The organism is Streptomyces sp. RLA123 (genome assembly GCF_056270165.1).
Genome location: NZ_JBWDOR010000003.1, coordinates 4,688,209 through 4,714,359, shown reverse-complemented (window position 1 = coordinate 4,714,359; position 26,151 = coordinate 4,688,209). Strand labels below are relative to the sequence as shown.

The window sequence follows — 26,151 nt, the reverse complement described above, 5'->3', positions numbered from 1 at the left end:
ACGGCCGGCCGGGTCACACGTACCGTTCGAGCATCGCGCCACCCGGCCGGGCGTGCGGGACACCGCTCGTCACTCCGGTGACGGAGCCGAGATCGTCGTCAGGTACTCCTCGGTGCAAAAGCCCGCCGAGGCGTAGACGGGTTCGCCCATCTCGCTCGCGTAGAGATAGGCGGTGGTGGCGCCCAGGGCATAGCCGGCCCGGACCATCTCCATGGTGACGGCCATGCCGTAGCCGCGACGCCGGTGGCCCGGGAGTGTGCAGATGTTGAAGATCCCGGTCAGAGCGCCGGTCACGACGGCCATGCCGGTCCCCACGGGAACACCGTCCGCCTCGGCCAGGAAGAACGTCGCACCGTCCATGCGTTCCAGCGCGGGATCGGCGAAGATCCGGAACACCTCGGGCGGCACCTCGAAGCCCTCCGCCATGACCGCGGCGTACAGGCCGGATTCACCGCTGTCCATCGCCCGTATCTTCAGCGAGCCGATCGCCGGTTCCTCCGGCATTCCCCGGTCGGGGCGCCGGACCATGAGCGGCGAGCGGTGGATGCGGGTGAGTCCGTTCCGCGCCGCCACCTCGGTGACGCCGGAGCCCGGCACCCCGCGGACGTGGACGCTCCACGGAAGGTCCCAGGGCTCGGAGGCCGCCAGCGCGGCTATCTCGTCCGGATCCGGCTCCAGGCCGGGAGCGAGGATCCCGTTCATCGAGGCGACCGGTGCCCCGGTGACGGCCAGCACGGCGCCACCCGGGCCTCTGCGCGTGCGCCCCGTGGTCAGGGACGCGAGGTTCCCCAGGAGGCCGGCATACGCCGTGGCGATCGGCTCGAGCGGGTCGTGCTCTCGGGTCGTCATGAGGAACTCACTTTCTTTGATCTCTCAAGTACGCGGCGGGCGTGGCCCCGTAGGCGGATCTGAAGTGCCGGATGAAGTGACTCGCGTCCGAGAAATGCCAGCGCGCCGCGATCTCGGACATCCCGGCCGCGCTGCCCAGGGTCATGAGTTCGTCGTGCGCCTTCTGCAGACGCCGCCGCCGCGCGAACGCCATGACCGAGTCACCGGACGCCGAGAAGCACCGGTGGAGCGTGCGCAGGGACACCCCGACGCTCCTGGCGACCATCGGCGGAGAGAGGTCGCCGCTTTCGAGATGCTTCTCCATGACGCTCTTGGCGGCCGCCACCACGGCCTGAGGATGGTCACTGGGCGCCGATCCGGGTCGCTCCGAGATAATGTGCGAGAACAGCGCCGCACAGGCGTCCCTGGCCATCTTCCGCGCGACGGCCGATCTCTCCAGGTCGCTGCTGCTTTTTTCGATCGCTTCCAGGAAATTGACGAAGAAGCGGACCTCGGGGACGTCAATGTCCGATATCTGGGCTCCCCCGAGGGATTTCCGCGAACCGATGTGCGGCAGCACCAGGTGCCGCGGAACAGAAATCACGTGCGCGGTCGTCGCCGGCGCGCAGGCGAACTCCCAGGATGTCTTCGTGTCGCGAATGCATATCTGCCCGGGCCGCACCGAGTGCTTTTTCTTCCCCTCCGCGAACTCGATCCAGCCCGAGGTGACCAGGTCGGCAACCACCGGATCCCCGTCGAGATGATTTCCCGACACCCCTGTCAGCGTGTCGCAGTACACCTGGGCGGACAGCAGCCCGTCGATGAGATGACCGTTCGCGACGAAACGGAATCCGCGGGGGACGGCGAAGTGCGGAACGGCAAGCCGTGTGAGGTGGGAGAACGGGCCGCGCTCCCAGTCCATGAAATGCCGCTCGGACGTCCGCGCCTGCTCGGCGGTCAGGACCATGTCGGCCCGGTACCGGATCGCACCGTCGCGGCTCGGCGCGGGGCTCACGGCGTCCGTCCGTCGGTACGGGGCCCACCCGCGGGTTCGCGGCGCGTGCGCGTCCGGGGCGCCGGGACGGCGGCGTTCCGCGAGGCCCGGACCACGCCCCCTGCGGGGACCGTGCGTACGACCACGGGCACCGTCCGTGCGCGCAGGGAAGTCATGAGTGGCTCAGTCATGGGACGTGAAGGCAATTCCTTGATCCATTGCGGTCGGCCGCCGGTTTCGGGACGTCGCCCCGCGGGGGACCGCCACATCATGCGGGCGCCATTGCCCGTGAGGCCGCTCGCGGCCGGGTCACCCCCGCAGCGAGGCACGGCGCGCACAACGCGCCGCGGCCGAGTCGAAAGCCGCTCGTCCGCATTATTGCCGACCGCGCGGCTCACGAAATAGAACGGCCGTGCCAGAGTGCCGTTCCGGCGGGACAAGAGCGGCACTCTGCTCCCATCGCCGTCGGCGGGCGGGAAGCCCCGGTCGGGCCCCGGGCCCCCGTACCGGCGCCGAGCGGAAAGCCGGCCGTTCCGTGGTCCGCGGCGCAGCGCGCGAGCCCCGTGCCGTCGCGCCGCCGGTGGCACCCCCGCCCGAATGGAACGCCGGCGCCCGGGAATGGAATGCGTGGCGCCGATCCGGACGAATCATTTCCCTTGTGTCTGATGCTTTGTCACGCCGCGTTCTCCCACGACCTGTTCAGTTCTCGCGCCGCGCGGAAACAGGCTTATGATCTGCTCCGTCGCCGGCACGTCGCCGCATCGGCCACCGCCCGACGCAGACGCCACAGAAGACATAAAAGGGGACAGCGCGCCATGTATCAGCCAGCCGTGACGGTCCATCAGTTGCGTGTCGCCATGGCCGTGCTCAGCCTCGCGCTGTTCGTCCAGACCGCGTTCTGGCTCGTGTACGACGCCGCCGTTCGCGGCCTGCCGGGCGCGTGGGACATGTGGACGACCGGCTACGTCCCCGGTCTGTCGGCGACGTCCTCCCTGGACCTGGGCCTGGCGGCGCTGCAACTCGGCGCCGCGGCAGCCACGTTCCTCGGTACCCGGGGGGCCGGCGGACTGCTGGTGACCGCCTGCGCCGTGACGCTCGGCTTCCGCCTCCCCGCGGTCTGGTACTTCCTGCTCGACTCGCCCACCGACCCTTGGTTCGGCTCCCTCAAGGGCCCCTCGGTGACCGCCGTCGGCATCACCGCCGCTCTCGCCGTGGCGCTCGCCCTGGTCCTCGGCGTGCTCCTGCTCCTGGCCCGGCACATCGAGTACGAGGCCGCCGCCGCGGACGGAACGCCCGGCAGCAGGATCCGCCCCGTGAAGGTCACGGCGACCACCTCCGGGGTGCTGCTCGGGGTGCTCAACATCTTCTACATCGGCCGGAACACGGTGACCGCCTTCCAGGTGGGCCCCACGGTGCTCGGCGACCTGCTCGTCGGCAGGGGCACCGGTCGCGCGGTCCTCGGAGTGTCCACGCCGTACCAGTGGGCCTGCCTCACCGTGCTGTGCGGGGCCGGCATGCTGCTGGCCGCCAGGCGCCGTCCAGTCGCGACGGGATTCTCCACGGGCCTGTCGCTGTTCATGATGCCGTCGGCCTTCACCGATCTGTGGGCGTACGCGCAGAACGCGATGTCGCAGACCCTCGTGGACGGTTCCCAGCACCTGCTGGAGTTCGTGGGTTCCGCGGCCGTCGTGGCCCTCACCGTCGGGGACGTCCGCCGCGACCGGCGGCCGTTCGTCCTCGCCGCCGGGGACCCCGTCGACGCGGCGTTCGTTCCCTCGGTGGCGACCGAGGCGGCCGTGGCGGCCGGCCCAGCCGAGGCGGTCGAAGCCGTCGAAGCCGGCATTCCCGCGCCGCGCAGCGCGGAATCCGAGCCCGCCGAGGCCTGAGCGCGGCGAGCCCCGCGCAGGGAGGGCGAACTCCCCCGCGGCGGGGCGCGGTCAGCGGGGCCGGACCGCGTTCCCTGAACGGGCCGGCATCCGCGTCTGAAGGTCGACACGTCGCGCGACCGCAGGAGCCCCGCGGCATGTAGGTCCGCCCTGCGGAGTGCCGGAACGGTCGGGCGTGCAGGCGCTCCCGGCCGCTCAATGGCTGTGCGGACCGTCGCGGTGCACCGGGCCGTGGGAGTCGTCGCAGTGACCCTCCTTGCGGTCGGTGCGGTCAGTGCGGTCGGACACGGTGAGCACTTCGGCAGGGGCGTGATCGACCTGAAGAGTGGTGTGTGTCAGGCCGTAGTCCGATGCGAGCAGGTGCTCCAGGTCCTGGCGGACCGCGTGGCAGTCCCCGTTCTGCCGGACAAGGATGTGCGCGGACAACGCCGGCTGGCCGGAGGTGATGGTCCAGATGTGCAGGTCGTGAACCTCGGTTACGGCGTCGTGGCCCACGAGCCTGTCGCCGACCTCGTCGGGGTCGATGCCTGCGGGCGCCGCCTCCAGGAAGATACGGCCGGACGCGCGGACCAGGCCGTAGCCCGCCTTGAGCATGAGGCCGACGACAACGAGCGTCGCGATGGCGTCGACGCGGGCGAAGCCGGTGAGCACGACGATGAGTCCGGCCACGGCGGTGCCGATGAAGGCGTACAGGTCGTTGAGGACGTGCTGGAAGGCGCCCTCGACGTTGAGCGACGTTCGGTTGGCTCGTGACAGGCACCAGGCCGCGCCGACGTTGACGACGATGCCGGCCAGCGCGGTGATCAGGACCAGGCCGCCCTCCACGTCCGGCGGTGAGATGAGGCGGCGCACGGCCTCGTAGGCCAGCCATGCGGCGAGCAGCAGGAGAGTGATGCCGTTGGCCTGGGCGGAAAGGATCTCGGCGCGCTTGAGGCCGTAGGTGAAGCCGCCCCGGGCCGGCCGTGCTGCCAGTCGCATGGCGATGAGGGCCAGCACGATGGACGCGGCGTCGGTGAGCATGTGCGCGGCGTCGGAGAGCAGCGCGAGGGAACTGGCGATCAGGCCGACGACGACCTCGATGGCCATGAAGCCGGCGATCAGTCCCAGAGCGAGACCGAGCCAACGGCGATCGGCGTCGGCGGACACTCCATGCGCGTGGCCTTCATGGTCATCGGCGCCGTGCTGATGACCATGGTCGTGTGCGCTCATGGTGTGCTCTCCCCTGTTCGGTCGATGAACGGCAGAGAAACACACCAGTACGCGGTTCCGCAAAGGCTGCACCGGTGACCGTTGTCAACACCAACAACGGGCCGCTGAACTGCACCAATGCAGCCGCGGGGCCGAGATCATCCGGGATGCTGCCGTCGCTTCCGGCGCACCGGCGGAACTCGGCCCGGTCACCGGCACCGTGGCGCTGCGCGACGCAGGGGGCACTCCCGCCGGAGGCTCGGCGGCACGCGTGAGCCTGTCACGCCACCGGAGCGGTGCACGTCGGGTTGCCCGACTCGGCACGGTGTTCATGCTCCAGGTCGACCCCGGCCCCCGTAGGCCCCCCCGGACCGCACGCCGTAGCACAGCCGTGGGTGCGCCGTAGGTGCTTCCGTGCGCCCCATCCCCCATTCGGGTGATGACTGGCATCGTGGCTGCTCATGACGCCCGGGCCCGCCTTCCGCCTCACGCGTGCCGCGGTGTTCGCGGCCGTGTGTGTGGCGGTGACAGGTCTCGGACATGCCCTGATGTCGCGGGCGGTTCCGGGATGGGCGCTGGGGTACGCGTTCGCCGCGACGACCGCCGGAGCATGGTGGCTCGCAGGTCGCCGCGAGCGTGGTGCTCCAGTGGTGACGGCCGCGACCGTGGTGGCTCAGTTCGCCCTGCACGGCTGGTTCGGCCTCGCCCAGGCCTTCGTCGCCGCCCCGTCGGGTGCGGGAGGGATGACGGTCGGCCATCGGGCTTCGGCCGCCGCCGATGCCATGCCCATGAGCGATGCCGCGATGGCCGGCTGGTCCCCCGGCATGTTCTGCGCTCACGCCTCGGCCGCCGTGCTGTGCGGTCTGTGGCTGCGGCGCGGCGAGGCCGCCGCCTTCCAGCTCGGCCGCTCTTTGGCCGCGTTCGTCTTCGCTCCTCTGCGCCGGGCGTCGCGCGTCCACCTCGCCGTCGTCCCACCGGCCCCCGCGCGGCCGGTGTCCTTTGACATCCCTTCACGCCTGTCGCGGCAGGCGGCCCTGTGGCACGGCGTCACGCGCCGGGGCCCACCGAAGTCAGCGATGTGCTTCTGACCGTCCGTCTCGCCCATTCGCGGTGACGGACGCAGTGCGGCGTACCCGCAAGCACTGCCCCCCAGCGCCTTCCAGCGCTCCGGGGCGGCATGCGTGTCACGCCGTACCGCCGTCGAGGCGGACCGAATCGTCGACTTCACGAGCGCCCGCGCCCAGTGCGCCGGGTGCCGATTGGGGATGCACGCATGTCTTCAACACAGGAACAAGCGCCGAAGGACGACCACGACGAGGCCGCGGTGGCCGTCACGGAGGCTGATGCCCCGGGGGACGGTGCCGCACAACCAGGCCGCTCGTGGACCGGAGTACGGGCGCTCCTCGTACGGCTGCACTTCTACGCCGGGGTGTTCATCGCACCCTTCCTGCTCGTGGCCGCGCTGACGGGGCTGGGCTACACCTTCACCCCTCAACTCGACCAGCTCGTCTACGGCGACCGGCTCGGCGTGGCCGAGGTCGGCAGCGAACCGCGCCCGCTCGCGGAGCAGATCGCCGCGGCCCGGAAGGCCCACCCGGAGGGCACGCTGACCTCGGTCATCACCCCGCCGGGCCCGGAGGACACCACACGGGTGGTGCTGTCGTTGCCGGAGCTGGGCGAGAACCAGCGCACGGTGTTCGTCGACCCCTACACCGCCGAGGTCAAAGGCGAACTCACCACCTGGTACGGCTCGACACCCCTGACCACCTGGCTGGACGACCTGCACCGCAATCTGCACCTGGGTGAGACCGGTCGCCTGTACTCGGAGGTCGCCGCCAGCTGGCTGTGGGTGATCGTCGCCGGGGGGCTCGTCCTGTGGCTGGGGCGTGCCCGCGGGCAGCGCGCCAGGTCGGCACGCGGTGTGCTGCTGCCGGACCGCTCCGCTCGCGGTGTACGGCGTACCCGCACCCGGCACGCGGCCACCGGTGTGTGGCTCGCCGTCGGCCTGCTCGCTCTCAGCGCCACCGGCCTGACCTGGTCCCACTACGCCGGCGCCCGCTTCGGAGCACTGCTGGACGCGGCCAAGGGGCACGCGCCCGAACTGGTCACCGCCCTGCCCGGTGGAGCGGAGCAGACGGAGGGCGAGCACGCGGGGCACGCCGGCCATGGCACAGGACACGGCGCGGCCTCGACGGACCCGGCCGCCTTCGACGCGGTCCTCGCGGTGGCACGGGACGCGGGCCTGGGGGGCCGGGTGGAGCTGACCCCGCCCGCCGATGCGACGAGCGCCTGGACCGTGGCCCAGGACGACGACCTCTGGCCGGTCCACTACGACCAGGTCGCCGTCGACGCCGCCAAGGGCGAGGTCACCTCGGAGAGCCGCTGGGCCGACTACCCGGTCCTGGCCAAGCTCAGCAAACTCGGCGTCCAGGGCCACATGGGCCTGCTGTTCGGCATCGTCAACCAGATCCTGCTGGCACTGATCGCGGTCGGCCTGATCTCCGTCATCGTGTGGGGCTACCGCATGTGGTGGCAGCGCCGCCCCACGCGCAACGACCGCACGGCGGCACTCGGCAGGGCCCCCGCACGAGGGACGTGGCGGCAACTCCCCCTGCCGGTACTGATCATCGGCATCCCCGCCGTCGCCGCACTCGGCTGGGCCCTGCCCCTGCTGGGCATCACGCTGCTCGCATTCCTCTTCTACGACATAGCGTTCGGGCTCTATCTGCGGCGCCCCACCCCCTGACGCGGCGGCGAAAGAAGAGACAGCAACCGCCTCCGGGCCGGCTCACTCCCTGAGCCGGCCCGGAGGCAGCGGGACTCCCCAGGAACGCGACACGGATGCCGACCGATCGCGGCGCGCCGCACACAACCGCCGCGCCCCGCACACCGTCGACCTGGACAATCCGCGCGCCCGCCGCACTCGTCCCGGCGCTCGTCCCACGGTGCGACCGCCAGTGCTTCCCACGCCAGCGGCTCAATTGCCGTGCAAAGCAGGTCGACACGTTTCTGCCCGCCCGCCAGAGGCGGCAGAGTCGCGGAAGGGTGGCTCAGACCCTTCTGCCCGCCGTCCAGCTCATGGTCGGGAACCTGAGGACCGTCGAGTCCTTCCTCCGCCCTCCGTGCCCTCGGCACCCGACGAGGCTTCCCCAAGCGGCATCCGTGCCGTACCTGGTCCGGAATGCAAAAAATCCCATCCAGACCACTGGTCTGGATGGGATCTCATGAACCGTTCCCGACCTCGGCCAAGAACAGTCTGTTGTGTGGACCTGAGGGGATTCGAACCCCTGACCCCCTCGATGCGAACGAGGTGCGCTACCGGACTGCGCCACAGGCCCTTGCAACGAGGAAAACTCTAGCATCCCGGCAGGGGTGCTCCGCTCACCCCCGGGGCGGTCACTCGTTGGCGGCGCGGGGGCGGTCGCGGTCGGAGTGCTGGTCGAAGAGGGGGGTGCGGGAGCGGTCGCGGGTGCGGCGGGGGGCCACGGGGGCGGTGGAGAAGGTGGGCCGGGGGGCCGGGACTTCCCAGGTGTCCTCGGCGGGCGGGCGCTGCTGGTCGACCCACTCCGCGTGGTCGGTCTGCTCCACGAGGGCGCGGCGGTCGGCGGTGGCCGGCTCCTCCGGCAGGGGGAGTGGCGCGGGCTCGGCCACCTCGGGGACCTCGGGGGCGTGCTCGCGGGCCGTACGGGCGTCACGCAGGCGCTTGGCGGCCTCGGCGGCGCGGCGCTGGTCGATCTTGACCTCGAAGCGGCGGCGCTCCTGCGCCCGCAGGTGGGCGATGTAGATCGTGAGCAGCACCGCGGGGATGCCCGGGGCCCACAGGAAGGCGACGCCGCCGACCGCGGCCACGATCATGCCGAAGGTGAAGCCGAGGAAGAGCAGCGTGGTGGTGCGCCGGCGCGCGGCGAGCACCTTGGCCCGGGGATTGGGCTTGGCCTTGGACTGCGCCCCGGCCTGCGCGGCCGGCGCCTGGGGTTTGGCCTGCAGTGGCCTGGGCTGGGCCGGCACCTCGGGCGCGGGCACGGCGAGGTCCCGGACGTCGACCGTGGGGTCTCCCCCCTCGGTCTCCTCGTCCGGGTCCGCCTCTTTGGCGTACCTGCGCTCCAGCGCCGCGCGTCCGGACAGCAGCCGGATGGCGGTGCTGAAGCGTTCCGTCGGGCGCGCTTCGTTGAGCTCGTCCTGCCTACGGAGCCACATCGGCACCAAGTAGGCAGCCCAGGCCCCGACGATGACTGCGTAAATGAGGCCGCTGCTGCTCACGCATCACACGGTAGGGGGGTTCACGACGGGGGATACGCAATTTGGCGCGGTGTGTCGCACGATCTGGCTGATACGCCGAAATTTTTTTCTGATTGCGTTCGTGCGAGAGTCGGAACGGCGACTTATTTCGAACAGATATCTTATTTGTGAGCCGTGCCAGGTCGTGCCTGGTGCCAGCGGTGGAGCATTCCCTCCGGCACTTCCTCCGCCGTCAGCGCGAACACGAGATGGTCCCGCCACGCCCCGTCGATATGCAGATAGCGGGGGCGCAGTCCTTCGTCGCGGAAGCCGAGTTTCTCCACCACGCGCCGGCTCGGCCCGTTCTCCGGCCGGATGCACACCTCGATGCGGTGCAAACCGACCGCGCGGAAGCAGTGGTCCACCGCGAGGGCGACGGCGGTCGGCGTCACGCCGCGTCCGGCGACCGCCTCGTCGACCCAATAGCCGATGTGGGCGCTGCACATGGAGCCCCAGGTGACGCCGGCGACGGTGAGCTGCCCGGCCAGCCGCCCCTGGTACTCGATGACGAACGGCATCATGCGGCCGGAGACGGCCTCGTGGCGCAGGTGCCGGACCATCTGCCGGTAGGTGGGCCGCAGGGCGAGGTGGCCGGGCGGGGCGGGCGGCACGGTGGCCTCCCACGGCCTCAGCCAGTCGCGGTTGCGGCGGTTGACCTCACGCCAGGCGCGCTGGTCGCGCATCTTTATCGGGCGGAGGAGGACGTCCCCGTCCGCCAGCTCCGCCGGCCAGGACACGTTCAGCTCGGTCTCCCAGACATAGGGTGGTCGCCTCCGCGGAGCTGGTCGACGGCGTGCACGAGGAGGGGGGCCAGTACGGCCAGCCCGTCCTTGACGCCGCCGGTCGATCCGGGGAGGTTCACCACCAGGGTGCGCCCGGCCACGCCGGACACGCCACGGGAGAGTGCCGCCGTGGGCACCTTCTCGCGGCCGGCGGCGCGAATGGCCTCGGCGATTCCGGGGACCTCGTAGTCCAGCACGTCGCGGGTCGCCTCGGGAGTGCGGTCGGTGGGCGAGATGCCGGTGCCGCCGGTGGTGACCACGACGTCGTAGCCCTCCGCCACCGCCTGCCGCAGGGCCCGCCCGACCGGCTCGCCGTCCGGGACGACGCGCGGGCCGTCCACGGTGAAGCCGAGCTCCGCGAGCCCGGCGACGACGAGAGGGCCGCCGCGGTCCTCGTAGACCCCGGCGGCGGCGCGGTTGGACGCGGTGATCGCGAGTGCCTTCACGCGCCGCGGCTCCAGTCCCCGGACTTGCCGCCGGTCTTCTCCTCGACCCGGACGTCCGTGATGACCGCGCCCTTGTCCACGGCCTTGACCATGTCGACCACGGTGAGCGCGGCGACGCTGACCGCGGTCAGGGCCTCCATCTCGACGCCCGTGCGGTCGGTGGTCCGCACCGTGGCGGTGATGTCGACGGAGGAGTCGCCCACGGCGAGATCGACCGTCACCCCGGAGACCGCCAGCGGGTGGCAGAGCGGGATCAGGTCCGGGGTGCGCTTGGCGCCCATGATGCCGGCGATGCGCGCGGTGGCGAGGGCATCGCCCTTGGGGACGCCCTCGCCCCGCAGCAGTTCGATGACGCGCGGCGAGACCTGGACCCGGCCGGTGGCGCGCGCGGTGCGGGCGGTGACGTCCTTCCCGGAGACGTCGACCATGCGGGCCGCCCCCGTCTGGTCGATGTGCGTCAGACCCTGCTGTTCTGTCATCGCTACGGACACTCCCACTGCTCGCGCGTGCTCGCGTGGGCAGTACGCTACCCGCTCAGTCGAGCAGCACCACGTCGACCTCGGAGCCCGCCGCGATCTCCGTGACGTCCTCCGGGACCACGATCAGCGAGTTGGCGTGGGCGAGCGCCCCCACCAGGTGGGATCCCGCTCCGCCCACAGGGGTGACCGTGCCCGTTGCGGCCTCGTGGCGGCCGCGCAGGAACTGGCGCTTGCCCTTCGGCGAGGAGGTCACGCCCGTCGGGCAGACCGCCCGCACCGACGGCCGGTGGACCGGCTCGACGCCCATCAGCGTCCGGATGGCGGGGCGCACGAACAACTCGAAGGAGACATAGGCGCTGACCGGGTTGCCCGGCAGCGCGACCAGCGGGGTGCGTTCGGGCTCCGCGGGCGCCTCCCCGCCCTCCGCCGCCGTCTCGGTCTCGACGCGGGCTCCCGCGTCGACGAAGCCGAAACCCTGCGGTTTGCCGGGCTGCATGGCGAGCGTGCGGAACTCGATCTCCTCGCCCAGCGCCTCCTTGACCACGTCGTACGCGCCGACGCTCACGCCGCCGCTGGTGACCACGATGTCGGCGCGGATCAACTGGTCCTCGACGGTGGCGCGGAAGGTCTCGGCGTCGTCGGCGACCGCGCCGACGCGGTACCCCTGGGCGCCGGCGTCCCGCGCGGCGGCGGTGAGCATGTAGCTGTTGGAGTCGTGGATGCGCCCGGGACCGAGCGCCTCGCCCGGCGGGACGAGTTCGCTGCCGGTGGACACCACGACGACCCTCGGCCGGGGCCGTACCCGCACCGCGGCACGGCCGACGGCGGCGAGCAGCGCGATCTGCGGCGGCCCCAGTACCGTGCCCGCGGCGAGGGCCAGTTCGCCGGCGGCCACATCGCTGCCGCGGGCCCGGACATGGGCGCCGGCCTCGACCTGCCGGTAGACCCGGACCTCGCCGGACGACGCACCGGGCGTACGGCTCGCGGCGGACATGCCGCTGACGGGGCCCGGTTCGCCGCTGCCGCCGTCGGTCCACTCGACCGGGACGACGGCCTCGGCACCGGGCGGCAGCGGGGCGCCGGTCATGATCCGCGCGGCCTCGCCCGGCCCGACGGCCGGCGGCTCGCCGCTGCCGGCCGCCACGTCACCGATGACGGTGAGCACGGCCGGATGCTCGTCGTCGGCGCCCTGGGTGTCGGTGGTGCGGACCGCGTAGCCGTCCATCGAGCTGTTCTCGAAGGGAGGCAGCGACACCGGCACCATGACGTCCTCGACGAGCACGCACCCCTGGGCGTCGAGCAGTTGCAGCTCGATCGGCTCCAGTGGCCTCAGCTGCCGGAGGATGTTGTCGAGGTGTTCCGAGACGGACCAGACGCGATCGGCACCGGCGGCCGTGCTACTGCTCAAGCTTGCATCTCCTCGCTGACATACGAACGCAGCCAGGACCGGAAGTCCGGGCCCAGGTCCTCACGTTCGCATGCCAGTCGGACAATGGCACGCAGATAGTCGGCACGGTCTCCGGTGTCGTAGCGCCGGCCCTTGAAGATCACGCCGTGCACGGGGCCGTCCGGGCCGCCCGCCTGGGCCAGTTCACGCAGGGCGTCGGTCAGCTGGATCTCGCCGCCGCGGCCGGGCCGCGTCTTGCCCAGCACGCCGAAGATCGCCGGGTCCAGGACGTAGCGGCCGATGATGGCGTACGAGGAAGGGGCCTCGCCCGCCGCGGGCTTCTCGACGAGGTCGGTGATCCGGACCACGTTGTCGTCGCCGGTGGGGACGACCGCCGCGCTGCCGTACAGGTGGATCTGGCCGGGGTCGACCTCCATCAGAGCGACGACGCTGCCGCCGTGCTGCTCCTGCACGTCGATCATGGTGCTGAGCAGCGGGTCGCGGGGGTCGATCAGGTCGTCGCCGAGCAGGACCGCGAAGGGCTGGTCGCCGACGTGCGGTTCGGCGCAGAGCACCGCGTGGCCGAGGCCCCGGGGGTTGCCCTGGCGGACGTAGTGCATGGTGGCCAGGTCGCTGGACTCCTGGACCTTGGCCAGCCGGGACTCGTCGCCCTTGCGGGTCAGCGCCTCTTCGAGCTCGTAGTTGCGGTCGAAGTGGTCCTCGAGCGGGCGCTTGTTGCGGCCGGTGATCATGAGGACATCGGAGAGGTTGGCCGCGACGGCCTCCTCGACCACGTACTGGATCGCGGGCTTGTCCACGACCGGCAGCATTTCCTTGGGCGTCGCCTTGGTGGCGGGGAGGAAACGGGTGCCGAGGCCGGCTGCGGGGATGACAGCCTTGCTGATCCGAGTACGCGCGTGAGTCATGCTCTGCACAATAACCGCTGCGTATGAGGTGAAGGTGAAGTTCCGGTTGCTTGAAGGGGATAGGCGGCGATTGTGGGCCAAATGAGTGGCAACCAGGCTAGCAAGGCCGGGTTGCGGGAAAGTCTCCTTCGGATGAGGAACGGGTTTACAGCAGATTTCCGGTCGGAGTCCGAGCGGGGAATCGCGCGGCACGCGCTGGAGTTGCCCGAGCTGTCCGGCGGGTCCCGGACCGTGGCCGCCTACGTCTCGATGGGTGCGGAACCAGGCACCCGTGCCTTGCTGGAGGCGCTGCGTGAGCGCGGCGAGCGGGTCCTGCTGCCCGTCCTGCTGCCCGACAACGATCTGGACTGGGGGCCCTACGAGGGCCCGGACGCGCTCGTGCGGACACCGCGCGGCCTGTACGAGCCCACCGGCCCCCGCCTCGGCCCCGACGCCGTCACGGTCGCCCACGCCGTGCTGCTTCCGGGCCTCGCGGTCGACGCGCGCGGCCTGCGCCTGGGGCGCGGCGGCGGCAGTTACGACCGCGTGCTGGCCCGCCTGGCGGCGTGCGGGGCGACGCCGGCCCTGGTGGTCCTGCTCTACGGGCACGAGGTGCTGGACCGCGTGCCCGCCGAGCCGCACGACCGGCCGGTGGACGCGGCGGTGACTGCGGACGGCGTGCTGCGGTTCGGGCCGGCCGGGCGGCGCTGAACGCGCGAGGGGCGGGCCCGCGGGCCCGCCCCTCGACGTATGTGCGGCGTCAGCGCCTCACGCTCTCAGCGCCTCACGGCGTCAACGCGAGCGTGTCCTCCGTCCTCGCGTCGACGGACTGCTGGGTGAACGCCCACGGCAGGAGCTCGCCCTTGGCCCACTTCGTCGTCTGGTCCGAGTAGTGCGCGCTGTAGGCGTGGCCGGAGGCGCCGGTGAGGTTGATCCACCGCGACTTGTCGAAGTCGCCCAGCGAGACCACCATCCGCATCGACGGCACCCAGACGACCTCGTAGCCGCCGGCCGCGTTCCAGCCGGTGGCGTTCACCGCCGCCTCGCCGCCGCCGAGGTTCCAGGGCCCGCGGTTCAGCAGCCAGCGGACGACCGCCGGGCCGCCCGTGCCCAGCGTCTGGTTGCGCAGCTCCAGCTGGTGCAGCCGGCCCCAGCTCCAGGTGTCGATGTTCTTGCCGAGCTTGGCGGTCAGCTCGTAGCGGGCGTCCTTCATGGCCTGGGCGAGCAGTTCGTCGCGGGTCGTGCGCGGCTTGCCGCTGTCCTTGTCGTAGAAGGCCGTGGGGGACGTGGTCCACCACGGGTTGTCCTCGTCCTTGATGATCGACCGCACCACCTCGAACCAGCGGTCGCCGCCGTCCGGCTGCGCCTGGTCCGCGTCGCGCTGGCCGCACTCGCGCACGAGCTTGGACTCGCCGCTGAGGTCGTCGACCGGACCGGACTTGTCGGTCGCCGGCACGGTCAGGCACTGCCCCTTCGGCCGCAGCTCCTTGGGCAGCTTGTTGCCGAAAGCGAGCTTGAGGGTGTTGCGCCAGACCGCGTTGAAGTAGGCCGCGGCGGCGGAGTCCGCGTCCTGGTTGTAGTCCCAGCTCTCCAGCAGTTTCTGCGCGTTGCGGACGTAGTCGTCCTTGTCGTTCTTGATGTCGATCTTCAACAGGTACGGCACCAGCAGCTTGGCGATCTCGCTGCTGCTGTCGCTCTGCATCTTCTGCATGTCGTCCATCGAGACCAGGCCGCTGTCCTTGATCTTGGACGCGATCAGGTCGTTGATGCGCTGGCTGCGCGTGCCGTAGCCCCAGTCCTGGGTGAGCCGGTAGGGGTACTTGTTCTGGTCGACGACGGCCTGGTTGGCCGTGACGACGTAGCCGCGCTTCGGGTTTTTCTCCCACGGCATGGCGTCGAAGGGGATCATCCCCTTCCACTGGTACTTCGGGTCCCAGCCGGGTGCCGGGTAGGTCCCGTTGTAGCCGGCGGCGCGGATCGGGACGTCGCCGGGGGCCTGGTAGCCGATGTTGCCGTGCGCGCCCTTGTTGTCGGCGTAGATCAGGTTCTGCGAGGGGACGGCGAAGTCGCGGGCCGCGGTCCGGAACTCCTCCCAGCCGGTCGCCGTGTCCAGCTCGAAGACCGCGTCCATCGTCTTGGACGGCGCCAGGGCGGTCCACTTCAGGGAGATCGCGTAGCCGTCGCCACGGTCGGGCGCGGAGTTGTCCACCGGCGCCCGGTCACCGACCTTGAGCAGCTCCGAGCTGCGGTCGGAGACCACCGGACCGTTGTTGGTGGTGCGGACGGTGATCGTGCGGTCCGCTCCCCCGGCGACCTTGATCGTCTCCTGGCGGGTGTTGGTGTCGTCGAACGGGACCGTCTTGCCGTCGTACAGGTATCCGTCGTCGGAGACCTTCTCCAGGTACAGGTCGGTGACGTCGGCGCCCAGGTTTGTCATGCCCCAGGCGATCGACTGGTTGTGGCCGATGACCACGCCCGGCATGCCGGAGAAGGTGTAGCCGGCGACGTCGAAGGGGCAGGCCTTGGAGACCGTCGTGCAGTGCAGGCCCATCTGGTACCAGAGCGAGGGCATCTGGGGCGCCAGGTGCGGGTCGTTGGCGAGCAGCGGCTTGCCGGTGGTGGTGTGCTCACCGTCGACGACCCAGGAGTTGGAGCCGATGCCGTTGCCGTTGGGGCCGAGCAGCGCCGGGATCTGGTCGAGGGTGCCGGTGAGCGAGGCGAGCTGCGACTGCAGGGTGCCGGCGGCTTCGTCGACGGTGGTGCCGGTGCCCCCATCGGTGCCGGTGCCGGTTCCCGTGCCCCCGTCGGTGCCTGTTCCCGTACCCGTTCCCGTTCCCGTACCTGTTCCCGTACCGGTGCCCGAAGTGTCGCCGGACGCGCCATTCGTGGCGGAATCGGCCGGTTCGTACGCACCCGTGACGGTATTGACCGTTCCGTCGTCGACGATCGTCCGGTGCCGCGTGTATGGGTAGGCCGGGTAGAGGCTGTTGATCTGGCCCTTGTTCAACCGGCTGGTCAGCAGCGCGCGGTCGATCTCGTCCTGCATGTTGCCGCGCAGGTCCCAGGCCATGGCCTTGAGCCACGCGACCGAGTCGACCGGCGTCCACTTCTCCGGGGAGTAGTCGTTCGTCAGCGCGAGGGCCGCGTACTCCACGGAGAGGTCGGCGCCCTTGTGGCCCGCCAAGTAGGCGTTGACGCCGTCCGAATAGGCCTGGAGGTAGTCCTTGGTGGTCTGCGAGAGCTTGGTGTCGTACTCGGCCTGCGCGACCTTGCGCCAGCCCAGCGTGCGCAGGAAGGCGTCGGTCTCCACCTGGCCGCTGCCGAACATCTCCGAGAGACGGCCCGCGGTCAGATGCCGCCGCACGTCCATCTCGTAGAAACGGTCCTGCGCCTGGACGTACCCCTGGGCGCGGAAGAGGTCCTGCGGGGTGTCCGCGTAGATCTGCGGGATGCCGTTGCCGTCCCGTTTGACCTGGACGGGCCCCGACAGCCCCTTGAGCTGCAGCGTTCCGGTGGTCTGCGGGAGGGAGGCGCGGACGGTGGCCACGCTCCAGTACGACCCGAAGGCGATGCCCGCCACCAGCAGGAGTACGACCCCGATCACGATCAGGCGCACGCGGCGGGACTTTGTCTTGGCGGGCATCGATGTCCTTCGAGGGCAGGGTGGACCGATTGCTAGGGGCCACCTTAGGCGTAGTGTCCCGCGGCCTCCCAAGCGGTGCCTGGAGCGAGGACGGAAGCCGTACGGAAGCGGTGCAGAAGCCACTCCCGAACGCGTGCAGAGAACGCAACGGCCTCAAGCGCAGGTAAAATATTAGGCAAGGCAATGAACTGCGGTGAAAGGACGGGCTCCTGACTGTCGACCGCCTCAACGAGCTCCTGCTGGTGTGCGCCGCCGTGCTGCTCATCGCAGTGGTCGCCGTGCGTCTCTCCTCGCGCAGCGGACTGCCCACCCTGCTGATCTACCTGGGCATCGGCGTCGCGATCGGGCAGGACGGCCTCGGCGTCAAATTCGACAACGCCGAATTGACCCAAGTGCTGGGATATGCCGCACTTGTGGTGATCCTGGCCGAAGGCGGTCTGGGCACCAAGTGGCGCGAGATCAAACCGGCGATGCCGGCCGCTTCGGTGCTCGCGACCCTCGGGATCGCGGTCAGCGTCGGCGTCACCGCGGCAGGCGGGCACTACCTCGTCGGACTCGACTGGCGGCAGTCGATCATCATCGGCGCCGTGGTGTCCTCCACCGACGCGGCAGCGGTCTTCTCCGTGCTGCGCCGGGTACCGCTGCCGACACGGCTGACCGGTGTCCTGGAAGCCGAGTCCGGCTTCAACGACGCGCCCGTGGTCATCCTGGTCGTCGCCTTCTCCGAGCACTGGCCGGTGCACAACTGGGGCCTCTTGCTGGGCGAGATCCTCCTGGAGCTGGCGATCGGCGCCGTCGTCGGCCTGGCGGTCGGCCTGCTCGGCGCGTACGCCCTGCGCCACGTCGCGCTGCCCGCCTCCGGCCTCTACCCGATCGCGGTCATGGCCATCGCCGTCCTCGCGTACGCGGGCGGAGCCATGACGCACGGCTCGGGCTTCCTCGCCGTCTACGTCGCCTCCGTCGTGCTCGGCAACGCCAAACTGCCGCACCGGCCGGCCACCCGTGGCTTCGCCGAGGGGCTCGCCTGGATCGCGCAGATCGGGCTGTTCGTGCTGCTGGGCCTGCTGGTGACCCCGCACGAACTGGGCGACGACATCGTGCCGGCGATCGTCGTCGGGCTCGTGCTGACGATGGTGGCGCGGCCCCTGTCCGTGACCGCGAGTCTGCTGCCGTTCCGAACGCCCTTCCGCGAACAGGTGTTGGTCTCCTGGGCCGGACTGCGCGGCGCGGTGCCCATCGTGCTCGCCACCATCCCGATGGTGGCCAAGGTCCAGCACAGCGAGCGGATCTTCAACATCGTCTTCGTCCTGGTGATCGTCTACACCCTGCTGCAGGGGCCCACCCTGCCGTGGATCGCCAAGGCACTGCGGATCGAGGACCTGGGTGCGGCCGAGGACCTCGGCATCGAGTCGGCCCCGCTGGAACGGCTGCGCGGCCATCTGCTGTCGATGCGCATCCCCGCCCGGTCCCGCATGCACGGCGTGGAGGTCAACGAACTGCGGCTGCCACCGGGGGCCGCGGTGACGCTCGTCGTCCGGGAGGGCAAGAGCTTCGTGCCGCTGCCGACGACCGTGCTGCGGACCGGCGACGAACTCCTGGTCGTCGCGACCGACCCCGTGCGCGACAGGGCCGAAGCCCGGCTGCGCGCCGTCGGCCGGGGCGGCAAGCTGGCCGGATGGCTGGAATCGGGCCGCGAAACCAGCCGTTAACATGGCTGCACGACAGTCACCACCAACTCTGCCTGACGCAGAGCTGGCGCGACCGCCCGGCGGCCGGACACCCGGTATCTACCTCGGTCAAGCGCGAGAGGACAGCTCTCGGCGCACCGTACGCGACCAGGCGTCCAGGGTGCGCTACCAGGCGGCAGAAAGGCCCGGGCCGTGGCATCCACGGTCACTCGATCCTCCCGTCGCTCGCCCCTGAGGCCCCGCCGGGGCCGTACCTCCGGCACAGGGCGCCCCGGCTACGGACAGTTGCTGCGTACACCCGGTGCGTGGACGTTCCTGCTGCCCGGCTTCACCGCCCGGCAGCCCTTCGCGATGCTGACGATCGGCATCGTGCTGCTGGTGCAGCACACCACCGGCTCCTACGGCACCGCGGGAGCCGTGTCCGCCGTCACCGGCGTCGCCATGGCGCTGTTCGCCCCGCAGAGCGGCAAGCTCGCCGACCGCTTCGGGCAGGGCGCGGTGCTCGTCCCCGGCGTGATCGTGCACACGGCGGCCGTGACACTGCTGTCGCTGCTCGCCCTCGCGCACGCCCCGCTGTGGGCGCTGCTCGCGGTGGCGGTGCCCGCGGGCGCCTCGGTGCCGCAGATCGGGCCCATGGTGCGCGCGCGCTGGGCCGCCACCCTGCCGGACAAGTCCCCGCTGCTGCAGACCGCCACGGCCTTCGAGTCGGTGACCGACGAGTTCACCTTCGTCATCGGCCCGGTACTGGCCACGGCACTGAGCACCGGCGTCCATCCGGCGGCCGGGCTGCTCGCCGAGGCCGCGCTGACCCTGGCCGGCGGCCTGATCTTCGCGGTGCAGCGACGGACCGCGCCCGCGCCCGCCCCCCGCGCCGCGGACGGCGCCCGCGCGCGGCAGCCCTCGGCGCTGACGGTGCCGGGTGTGCGGGTGCTCGCGGTGGCCTTCCTCGGCATCGGCGCCGTCTTCGGCGGCATGCAGGTCTCGATGACGGCCTTCACCGAGGAGATCGGGCGGCCGGGCATCAACGGCCTGCTGTACGGCACCTTCGCCGCGGGCAACATGCTGGCGGGCGTCGTCTGCGGCGCGGTGGCGTGGAAGTCCGGGCCGCGGCGGCGGCTGGTCGTCGGTTACGCCGCGCTGACCGCGGCCACCTCGATGCTCTGGGCGGCACACACCGTCCCGCTGCTGGGCGGGCTCGGGCTGCTGGTGGGGCTGGCCATCGCCCCGGCGCTGATCACCGGCTACACCCTGGTGGAATCGCTGGTGCCCGCGCAGGTCCGCACGGAGGCGTTCACCTGGCTCACGGGCGCGGTCGCGCTCGGGCAGGCGGCGGCGGCCACGGCCGCCGGCCGGCTCGCGGACGGCATCGGTGCGAGCGCCGGATTCGCCGTGCCCCTGGCGGGTACCGCGCTGGCGCTGATCACCTTGCTGGCACTGCGCGGCAGGCTCTCTCCCCACTCCGCGGGACTGGTCGCGGCACGCGGAGACGGCAGTGGTATCGGTCACCGAGTGCCGGTCACGGTGGACTGACGCCGCGGAATGCTGCACTATTGACCGTCGTTAGCACTCAATGAGTCAGAGTGCCAGGAGGAGCAAGTGCCGACCTACCAGTACCAGTGCACCGCGTGCGGCGAGGGCCTCGAGGCGGTGCAGAAGTTCAGCGACGACGCGCTCACCGAGTGCCCGGCGTGCCAAGGCCGCCTGCGCAAGGTCTTCTCCGCGGTCGGCGTTGTCTTCAAGGGATCCGGTTTCTACCGGACCGACAGCCGCAGCTCGTCGTCCAGCAGCGCCCCCGCGGCCAAGGCCGGCAGCGGCTCCGAGTCGAAGAGCTCTTCGTCTTCGTCTTCGTCTTCGTCGTCCTCTTCGACGAGCTCGTCCTCGGGCAGCGGTGGCTCCTCGTCGAGCTCGGCGAGCACCTCCGCCGCCTGAGCGGAGTGCTTGCGCGGCCCGCCCGCGCGGATCGCCTGAGCGGCGCCCCATTTCGGGCGAAGGCCCCCTGTCGGCATCGACCGGGGCCTTCGGCGTACGCCCGATCGGGGGATCGCGGAGCCTGCGAGGCCGGTCCCGCGGCGGCCGTCTCCCGACCTGTTTCGCCGTGCGCGGCGATGGCCTCGGGCCACAGACTGGAAGCATGCTGAGCGGTTGGGTCGTCGACCGGCCCGGGTCCATGATCACGGAGCCACTGGTGCGCGTCGCCCGGCCGAAACCGGTGCCGGGACCGACGGAGCTGCTGCTGCGCGTCGAGGCGTGCGGCGTCTGCCGGACGGATCTCCATCTGGCCGAGGGAGACCTTCCCCCGCACCGCCGGGAGACCGTGCCCGGGCATGAGGTCGTCGGGCGGGTCGTCGCCACCGGTGAGCTTGCCGGCCGCTTCACCGAGGGCGACCGGGTCGGCGTGGCCTGGCTGCGCGGCACCTGCGGGAACTGCGCCTACTGCCGGTCCGGGCGGGAGAATTTGTGCCCGGACTCCCTCTACACCGGCTGGGACGCCGACGGCGGCTTCGCGGACTTCACCACCGTCCCGGAGGATTATGCGTACGCGCTGCCCGAGGACGCCGACGGCCGAGACGCCGTGCACCTGGCGCCCCTGCTGTGCGCCGGGATCATCGGCTACCGCGCACTGCGCCGCAGCGACCTGCCGCACGGCGGACGGCTGGGCATCTACGGCTTCGGGGCCTCGGCACACATCGCCGCGCAAGTCGCGCTGGACGAGGGCGCGACCGTGCATGTGCTCACCCGGTCCGCGAAGGCACGCGAACTCGCACTGGAACTCGGTGCGGCCTCTGCGGCCGGCGCCGACGCCCGCCCCCCGGAACCGCTCGACGCCGCGATCCTCTTCGCGCCGGTCGGCGATCTGGTGCCGGTCGCTCTGGAGGCTCTGGACCGCGGGGGCACGCTGGCCGTCGCCGGCATCCACCTCACGGATATCCCCTCGCTCAACTATCAGCGCCATCTGTTCCAGGAACGGAATCTGCGCAGCGTCACCTCCAACACCAGACAGGACGGACAGGAGTTCCTGGCCCTGGCGGCCAGGATCGGGATCCGGGTGACCGTCACCCCGTACCCGCTGGACCGTGCGGACCGGGCCCTGGGGGACCTGGCCGCCGACCGCGTCAACGGCGCGGCCGTGCTCGTGCCGCGCTGACGGCGATCAGCGCCGGGCTTCACTCGGCCCGTATCAGGCACCCCGTGACGTTCGAGGGGACGATCCGTATCCACAGGTCGTCGGTGCCGTCGGCCCACGGGTCGGGGTGGGCGTCCTGGGCGAGTGCGCGCACCTCGTCGGAGTCGGTGACGTGCTCGACGATCCCGAGGAGCAGCACGCTCCAGCCGGCGCTGAGGGACGCGTCGAACCGGTCGACCTCGAAGGCGACCTCCGTACCGCGCTTGGCGGCAGGCAGGGCTTGCTGCGCCGTGCGGTAGACGATGGCGCCCTCGGCAACGGAGTAGATGACCGGCAGGACGGCTGGATGACCGGTGGCGGTAGTCAGCGCGATCCTGCCGACGTCCTGCCCGGACAGCCGAGTCCAGCACTCGTCGATGTCCAGGTCGCAGGGCACCGGCTGCCCGGTCGCCACGCCGTCCGGGCCATTCTCGAGGTCGCCCCCGAGTAGCCGGCTGGCCGTGGTCCGCAGGGCGCCCGCGAGACGGAGGAGGGCACTGGTGCCGATGGTGTGGTGGCACTGCTCCTCCACGTAACGCACATAGCCCGGCGTCATCCCGGCCCGTGCGGCCACTTCCTCGCGGCTGAGCCCCAGCTGCTCCCGCCGCTCCGCGGCGCGGCGGGCCACATCGCCCGGGTGCGATCTGGGTTTTCCGGACAGGCCGTCGTTCAGTGTCTGCCTGGGCACGTCGACCACCTCCCGTTGTCGGGCTCAGGCGCTTCGTTTCGCTACCCAGCACACCACCGCCCAGGCCGTGCCGCCAGGTCTGGGCCCGCGATCCCCTCGACCAGGCGACGAAGTTATCCACAACCGGTGAGTAATCCACAGGCCGAGAACGGCCGTCGGTGCGCTGCGGCATCGTGGTTCGTGCCGATCCGGACCGCCGGATCAAGCAGGGTCCCGCGCGGTCCGGCGCGGTCCGGCGGCGCGAGCGAGTGACGGGGGTGGTCCCAGTGATGAACAGGACGGGCGTGGAAGGTGTGGACGGCGTGACAGGCATGAACAGCGGGAGCGGTGCGGCGGCAGCGGCAGCGGCAGCGGGTGCGATCTCCCGGGCGGGCGCCGGGGCACCGGCGCCGTGCGCGGTGCCGGACTTCGCACCGATCAGGGCGGGCGGTGGGAGCCACCGCTTACGGCGGGTGCTGCGGCAGCGACGCCGGATGGTGGCGGCGGGTCTGGCCATGACGGCCGCGGCGGTCGCGGCCGCCGCGCCCCGGGAAGCCCCTCGTCCCGCATGGTCCGGCCGGGCGGGGCCCGCGCCGGCGGCGGTCGTCACGGCGCGGGACACGGTGCGCGCGCCGGTCCGGATCGCGGACGCGGAGGCGGTACGGCTCGTGCGCCCCGGCGATCGGGTGGACGTGATGGCCGCGGCACGGATCGTCGCGCGGGCCGCGCCCGTGGTAGCCGTGCCGCGGGAGTCCGAGGGGTTCTCCGGCGGTCTCGGCGGCCCGGCCGCCGGGGGCGGCGGGAGCGGTGCGCTGATCGTGCTCTCGGTTCCGCGCGGGACGGCGGTCGCGCTCTCGGGTGCCGCAGCGGAGACCCCTCTGTCGCTGGCACTGCGGTGACCGCTCCGACCGCGTGCCGAGAGACCTCCTCGGCGGAGGGGGCGGGTCAGGGCGAGTCGGACAGGGGTGTGTCGCGCGGGCCCCAAGCCCGTACCCTCAGAGGCCGAACCGCTCACGGACCCCAGGGTTCCGCCGCCCGTCCCATGGTGGAGCCCGCTGCTTCGCCAGGGTTCCGTAGGCCGAACATGCACGGTCGTTCGAAAGGAAATCGTCCCTTGAAGGGCTTCAAAGCCTTCCTTCTGCGTGGCAATGTCGTCGAGCTCGCTGTCGCCGTCGTCGTCGGCGCGGCGTTCAGCAAGATCGTCGATGCGTTCGTGAAGGGCCTCATCAACCCGGTGATCGGTGCCATCGGCACCAAGAACCTCGACGGCTACATCGTCTGCATCGAGAAGCCCTGCGTCGCCTCCGGCGGCGAGCTCTCCAAGGGCGTTGGCCTGCTGTGGGGCTCCGTGGCCGGTGCCGCGCTGACCTTCCTGATCACGGCCGCGGTCGTGTACTTCCTGCTGATCCTTCCGATGAACAAGCTCAACGAGCGGCGGAAGGCGGGCAAGGAAGATGAGGCCGCCGCCGGCCCGACCGAGCTGGAGCTGCTCACCGAGATCCGTGACCTGCTCGCCCGCCAGCAGGGCAACGGCGGGGGGCACACCATCCCGGCGCCCTACGACTACGGCGGCGGGAACCGGACGCACCCGTAGGCACGCCACGGCAGGTCCGTCTCAGATGTGGTGCGGGGGCTTCTCGTCGAGGAAGCGCGCGAGATCTCCCGCACCGCCCTGCCCGGGTCGATCGCCCCAGCCCGCGTCGGTGTCGTCGATCGACTGCCGGTCCAGCGGGTCGTCGAAGACCAGCGCCGTGGCGGGGTCGCGTGGTTCGCGCGGCCGGCCGGGTGTGGACTGCGCGGCGGGGTGGGGGTCGGAACTGCTCATGGGCTCCAGGGTACGGGGATCCCCGGCCGGGCCGGCTCCGGACAGGGGTCGGGCCCCGGTGCAGGGGGGTGGCACCGGAGCCCGAGTCTTGGGTGGGGGGCGAAGCGGGCGCCGCGGAGGGCGCCCGCAGAGGGTCAGGCCGCCTCGATGGACAGCCCGGTCTGGCGCGCCATGCGCTTCAGGTCGGCCAAGGCGTGCTTCTCGATCTGCCGGATGCGTTCACGGGTCAGGCCGTGCTGCTTGCCGACCTCGGTCAGCGTGCGCTCGCGGCCGTCCACGATCCCGTAGCGCGCCCGGATGATGGACGCGGTCCGGTCGTCGAGCCGGTCGATCAGGTCCTCCAGTTCCTCACGCCGCAGCATGACGAGCACGGAGTCCTCCGGCGAGGCGGCCGAGGTGTCCTCGACAAGATCGCCGAACTGGGTCTCGCCCTCGTCGTCCACCGACATGTTGAGGCTCACGGGGTCGCGCGCCCAGTCCAGCACGTCGGCGATGCGCTCCGGCGTGGAGTCGAGTTCGGCGGCGATCTCCGCGGGCTCAGGATCGCGTCCGTGCTCACGGTTGAACTCGCGCTGCACCCTGCGTACACGGCCCAGCTCCTCCACCAGGTGGACGGGAAGCCGGATCGTGCGCGACTGGTCCGCGATGGACCGGGTGATCGCCTGGCGGATCCACCATGTCGCGTACGTGGAGAACTTGAAGCCCTTGGCGTAGTCGAACTTCTCGACGGCGCGGACGAGGCCCGCGTTGCCTTCCTGGATCAGGTCGAGCAGCGGAAGGCCGCTGCGCGGGTAACGTCGCGCGACGGCGACGACAAGACGCAGGTTGGAACGGATGAAGACGTCCTTGGCCCGCGCACCCGCGGCGGCTATCGCCTCCAGTTCCTCGCGGTCGGCGCCGCCTCCCGAACCCAGCTCCTCACCCACGAGGAGCTGCTCGGCGTAGACGCCGGCCTCGATCGCCCTGGAAAGCTCGACTTCCTGCGCGGCGTCGAGCAACGGCGTGCGCGCGATCTCGTCGAGGTACATGCCGACGAGGTCTCGGTCGGCCATCTCGCCGTGGCCGTGCGCGCGAGCGCTGCTCTTCCCGCCGGTGGTGCTGCGGGCGACGGCACGGGTTGCCATGCGTGCTCCCTTGCGAAGGTTCGGTCGGGTGTCGGTCGAATGAGCTGCCTCTCAGCAGCTTCGCGACTACCTCTCGGCTGCCCACTCGAAAAGAGATAACGACTGGAATCCGGACACAATTCCCATGCGCAGCCCCATTTTTTACGATCTTGCAGTACCCTGTCGGGCCACAGCGAGAGGTGGATCATTGCCGCAGCGCCCGGAAGTGCAGGTCAGACCGGGTCGGGAGCAGGACCTGAAGGCCCTCACCGAGCTCTACAACCACTACGTCCGCGAGACGCCCGTCACCTTCGACCTGGAACCGCTTTCCCTGGAACAGCGCCGTCCATGGCTGCTCTCCCACCCGGAAGACGGGCCGCACCGCCTTTTGGTTGCCCTCGAACCCGCGGAAACCCTCGAATCAGTGGCAGCTGAGAACACCGGGGCCATGGCCGGGCGTCTCCTCGGCTATGCGACGAGCAGCCCGTTCCGCCCGAAGGCGGCCTACGCGACCTCGGTGGAGACCTCCGTGTACTGCGCCCCCGGCGCGGCGGGCCGGGGCGTGGGCACCCTGCTCTACACCGCGCTCTTCGAGGCCCTGCGGAACGAGGACGTGCATCGCGCCTACGCGGGCATCGCCCAGCCCAACGAGGCCTCGGCGCGGCTGCACGCCCGCTTCGACTTCCGCCCGGTCGGCGTGTTCCGCGAGGTCGGCAGGAAGTTCGGCCGCTACTGGGACGTCGCCTGGTACGAGAAGGAGCTCAACCCCGGCGGCTGAGCCCAGCCCCCGGCCGGGCCACGCCCTCCGGACATCTCAGCCATCTCATCCATCTCAGCCACCTCAGCTGTCCCAGCACCGTTCAGCGCTGTTCAGTGCCGTTCGGTGCCG

Annotated in this window: 24 protein-coding genes and 1 tRNA gene; 11 read left to right on the top strand and 14 right to left on the bottom strand. The window is 71.2% G+C overall.

All coding sequences use genetic code 11. The annotated features are described in order from the left end of the window. Positions 1–69: 69 nt before the first annotated feature. Together RV983_RS21515 and RV983_RS21510 are read right to left on the bottom strand one after the other, a co-directional pair. On the bottom strand, positions 70–849 hold the full coding sequence (locus RV983_RS21515) for a GNAT family N-acetyltransferase (protein WP_475987379.1): 780 nt from the start codon (positions 847–849) through the stop codon (positions 70–72). 7 nt (positions 850–856) lie between these two features. Further along, positions 857–1,795, bottom strand: coding sequence for a helix-turn-helix transcriptional regulator (locus RV983_RS21510; protein ID WP_475987378.1), 939 nt, complete (start codon positions 1,793–1,795; stop codon positions 857–859). Between the two features lie 842 nt (positions 1,796–2,637). Between RV983_RS21510 and RV983_RS21505 the strand changes: the two genes are divergently transcribed. Then, on the top strand, positions 2,638–3,708 hold the full coding sequence (locus RV983_RS21505) for a hypothetical protein (protein ID WP_475987377.1): 1,071 nt from the start codon (positions 2,638–2,640) through the stop codon (positions 3,706–3,708). A 195-nt stretch (positions 3,709–3,903) separates the two neighbouring features. Here the strand turns inward: RV983_RS21505 and RV983_RS21500 are convergent, their stop codons facing one another. Beyond that, positions 3,904–4,917: a cation diffusion facilitator family transporter gene (locus RV983_RS21500; RefSeq protein WP_475987376.1), complete on the bottom strand. Its 1,014-nt coding sequence runs from the start codon at positions 4,915–4,917 to the stop codon at positions 3,904–3,906. Positions 4,918–5,546: 629 nt separating this feature from the next. Here RV983_RS21500 and RV983_RS21495 point away from each other — a divergent pair. Then, on the top strand, positions 5,547–5,984 hold the full coding sequence (locus RV983_RS21495) for a hypothetical protein (protein WP_475987375.1): 438 nt from the start codon (positions 5,547–5,549) through the stop codon (positions 5,982–5,984). 185 nt (positions 5,985–6,169) lie between these two features. Then, positions 6,170–7,642: a PepSY-associated TM helix domain-containing protein gene (locus tag RV983_RS21490; protein ID WP_475987374.1), complete on the top strand. Its 1,473-nt coding sequence runs from the start codon at positions 6,170–6,172 to the stop codon at positions 7,640–7,642. A 518-nt stretch (positions 7,643–8,160) separates the two neighbouring features. On the opposite strand, the gene RV983_RS21485 is transcribed toward RV983_RS21490, so the two are convergent. From RV983_RS21485 to galU, 7 genes are all read right to left on the bottom strand, one after another. Beyond that, positions 8,161–8,234 (bottom strand) — tRNA-Ala (locus RV983_RS21485). A 58-nt stretch (positions 8,235–8,292) separates the two neighbouring features. After that, on the bottom strand, positions 8,293–9,156 hold the full coding sequence (sepX, locus tag RV983_RS21480; RefSeq protein WP_475987373.1) for a divisome protein SepX/GlpR: 864 nt from the start codon (positions 9,154–9,156) through the stop codon (positions 8,293–8,295). Positions 9,157–9,296: 140 nt separating this feature from the next. Continuing rightward, positions 9,297–9,917 (bottom strand): GNAT family N-acetyltransferase, encoded by a 621-nt coding sequence (locus RV983_RS21475; RefSeq protein ID WP_475990408.1) that lies wholly within the window; start codon positions 9,915–9,917, stop codon positions 9,297–9,299. Then, positions 9,914–10,417, bottom strand: coding sequence for a MogA/MoaB family molybdenum cofactor biosynthesis protein (locus tag RV983_RS21470; protein WP_475990407.1), 504 nt, complete (start codon positions 10,415–10,417; stop codon positions 9,914–9,916). The genes RV983_RS21475 and RV983_RS21470 overlap by 4 nt, the downstream gene beginning before the upstream one ends. Beyond that, the gene (gene moaC, locus RV983_RS21465; RefSeq protein ID WP_475987372.1) at positions 10,399–10,881 is read right to left on the bottom strand and encodes a cyclic pyranopterin monophosphate synthase MoaC; all 483 of its coding nucleotides are present in this window, start codon (positions 10,879–10,881) and stop codon (positions 10,399–10,401) included. The genes RV983_RS21470 and moaC overlap by 19 nt, the downstream gene beginning before the upstream one ends. 55 nt (positions 10,882–10,936) lie before the next feature. Then, a complete protein-coding gene (gene glp, locus RV983_RS21460) occupies positions 10,937–12,289 on the bottom strand; it encodes a molybdotransferase-like divisome protein Glp (protein ID WP_475987371.1) in 1,353 nt (450 codons plus the stop codon). Then, positions 12,286–13,194 (bottom strand): UTP--glucose-1-phosphate uridylyltransferase GalU, encoded by a 909-nt coding sequence (gene galU / locus RV983_RS21455; RefSeq protein WP_475987370.1) that lies wholly within the window; start codon positions 13,192–13,194, stop codon positions 12,286–12,288. Before galU ends, glp begins: the two co-directional genes overlap by 4 nt. An 81-nt stretch (positions 13,195–13,275) precedes the next feature. Here galU and RV983_RS21450 point away from each other — a divergent pair, with 81 nt between their 5' ends. Next, positions 13,276–13,884, top strand: a complete 609-nt coding sequence (locus RV983_RS21450; RefSeq protein WP_475987369.1) for a 5-formyltetrahydrofolate cyclo-ligase — start codon at positions 13,276–13,278, stop codon at positions 13,882–13,884. 73 nt (positions 13,885–13,957) lie between these two features. Here the strand turns inward: RV983_RS21450 and RV983_RS21445 are convergent, their stop codons facing one another. Next, a complete protein-coding gene (locus RV983_RS21445; protein WP_475987368.1) occupies positions 13,958–16,816 on the bottom strand; it encodes a penicillin acylase family protein in 2,859 nt (952 codons plus the stop codon). A 209-nt stretch (positions 16,817–17,025) separates the two neighbouring features. Between RV983_RS21445 and RV983_RS21440 the strand changes: the two genes are divergently transcribed. From RV983_RS21440 to RV983_RS21425, 4 genes are all read left to right on the top strand, one after another. Next, on the top strand, positions 17,026–18,525 hold the full coding sequence (locus tag RV983_RS21440) for a potassium/proton antiporter (RefSeq protein WP_475990406.1): 1,500 nt from the start codon (positions 17,026–17,028) through the stop codon (positions 18,523–18,525). Between the two features lie 210 nt (positions 18,526–18,735). Continuing rightward, complete coding sequence (locus tag RV983_RS21435) at positions 18,736–20,034, top strand: MFS transporter (RefSeq protein ID WP_475990405.1); 1,299 nt, start codon at positions 18,736–18,738, stop codon at positions 20,032–20,034. Between the two features lie 66 nt (positions 20,035–20,100). Further along, a complete protein-coding gene (locus RV983_RS21430) occupies positions 20,101–20,433 on the top strand; it encodes an FmdB family zinc ribbon protein (RefSeq protein ID WP_475987367.1) in 333 nt (110 codons plus the stop codon). 205 nt (positions 20,434–20,638) lie between these two features. Next, on the top strand, positions 20,639–21,649 hold the full coding sequence (locus RV983_RS21425; protein ID WP_475990404.1) for a zinc-dependent alcohol dehydrogenase family protein: 1,011 nt from the start codon (positions 20,639–20,641) through the stop codon (positions 21,647–21,649). Positions 21,650–21,668: 19 nt separating this feature from the next. Here RV983_RS21425 and RV983_RS21420 read toward each other — a convergent pair whose 3' ends face one another. Further along, a complete protein-coding gene (locus RV983_RS21420; protein WP_475987366.1) occupies positions 21,669–22,355 on the bottom strand; it encodes a helix-turn-helix domain-containing protein in 687 nt (228 codons plus the stop codon). Between the two features lie 311 nt (positions 22,356–22,666). Between RV983_RS21420 and RV983_RS21415 the strand changes: the two genes are divergently transcribed. Beyond that, positions 22,667–23,233, top strand: coding sequence for a hypothetical protein (locus RV983_RS21415; protein ID WP_475990403.1), 567 nt, complete (start codon positions 22,667–22,669; stop codon positions 23,231–23,233). Positions 23,234–23,448: 215 nt separating this feature from the next. After that, complete coding sequence (gene mscL / locus RV983_RS21410) at positions 23,449–23,928, top strand: large conductance mechanosensitive channel protein MscL (RefSeq protein ID WP_475987365.1); 480 nt, start codon at positions 23,449–23,451, stop codon at positions 23,926–23,928. A gap of 21 nt (positions 23,929–23,949) precedes the next feature. On the opposite strand, the gene RV983_RS21405 is transcribed toward mscL, so the two are convergent. After that, complete coding sequence (locus RV983_RS21405; RefSeq protein ID WP_475987364.1) at positions 23,950–24,159, bottom strand: hypothetical protein; 210 nt, start codon at positions 24,157–24,159, stop codon at positions 23,950–23,952. 134 nt (positions 24,160–24,293) lie between these two features. Continuing rightward, positions 24,294–25,283: a sigma-70 family RNA polymerase sigma factor gene (locus RV983_RS21400; protein ID WP_475987363.1), complete on the bottom strand. Its 990-nt coding sequence runs from the start codon at positions 25,281–25,283 to the stop codon at positions 24,294–24,296. A gap of 187 nt (positions 25,284–25,470) precedes the next feature. Here RV983_RS21400 and RV983_RS21395 point away from each other — a divergent pair, with 187 nt between their 5' ends. Continuing rightward, positions 25,471–26,040, top strand: coding sequence for an N-acetyltransferase family protein (locus RV983_RS21395; RefSeq protein WP_475987362.1), 570 nt, complete (start codon positions 25,471–25,473; stop codon positions 26,038–26,040). The last annotated feature ends 111 nt before the right edge of the window (positions 26,041–26,151 follow it).

Bases quoted from the DNA above. Each gene is read 5' to 3' on its own strand.
- RV983_RS21505 (WP_475987377.1), top strand. From the start codon at position 2,638: ATGTATCAGCCAGCCGTGACGGTCCATCAGTTGCGTGTCGCCATGGCC.
- RV983_RS21400 (WP_475987363.1), bottom strand. From the start codon at position 25,283: ATGGCAACCCGTGCCGTCGCCCGCAGCACCACCGGCGGGAAGAGCAGC.
- RV983_RS21445 (WP_475987368.1), bottom strand. From the start codon at position 16,816: ATGCCCGCCAAGACAAAGTCCCGCCGCGTGCGCCTGATCGTGATCGGG.
- galU (WP_475987370.1), bottom strand. From the start codon at position 13,194: ATGACTCACGCGCGTACTCGGATCAGCAAGGCTGTCATCCCCGCAGCC.
- RV983_RS21515 (WP_475987379.1), bottom strand. From the start codon at position 849: ATGACGACCCGAGAGCACGACCCGCTCGAGCCGATCGCCACGGCGTAT.
- RV983_RS21510 (WP_475987378.1), bottom strand. From the start codon at position 1,795: ATGGTCCTGACCGCCGAGCAGGCGCGGACGTCCGAGCGGCATTTCATG.
- RV983_RS21405 (WP_475987364.1), bottom strand. From the start codon at position 24,159: ATGAGCAGTTCCGACCCCCACCCCGCCGCGCAGTCCACACCCGGCCGG.
- RV983_RS21450 (WP_475987369.1), top strand. From the start codon at position 13,276: ATGAGTGGCAACCAGGCTAGCAAGGCCGGGTTGCGGGAAAGTCTCCTT.
- RV983_RS21490 (WP_475987374.1), top strand. From the start codon at position 6,170: ATGTCTTCAACACAGGAACAAGCGCCGAAGGACGACCACGACGAGGCC.
- moaC (WP_475987372.1), bottom strand. From the start codon at position 10,881: ATGACAGAACAGCAGGGTCTGACGCACATCGACCAGACGGGGGCGGCC.
- RV983_RS21415 (WP_475990403.1), top strand. From the start codon at position 22,667: ATGAACAGCGGGAGCGGTGCGGCGGCAGCGGCAGCGGCAGCGGGTGCG.
- RV983_RS21500 (WP_475987376.1), bottom strand. From the start codon at position 4,917: ATGAGCGCACACGACCATGGTCATCAGCACGGCGCCGATGACCATGAA.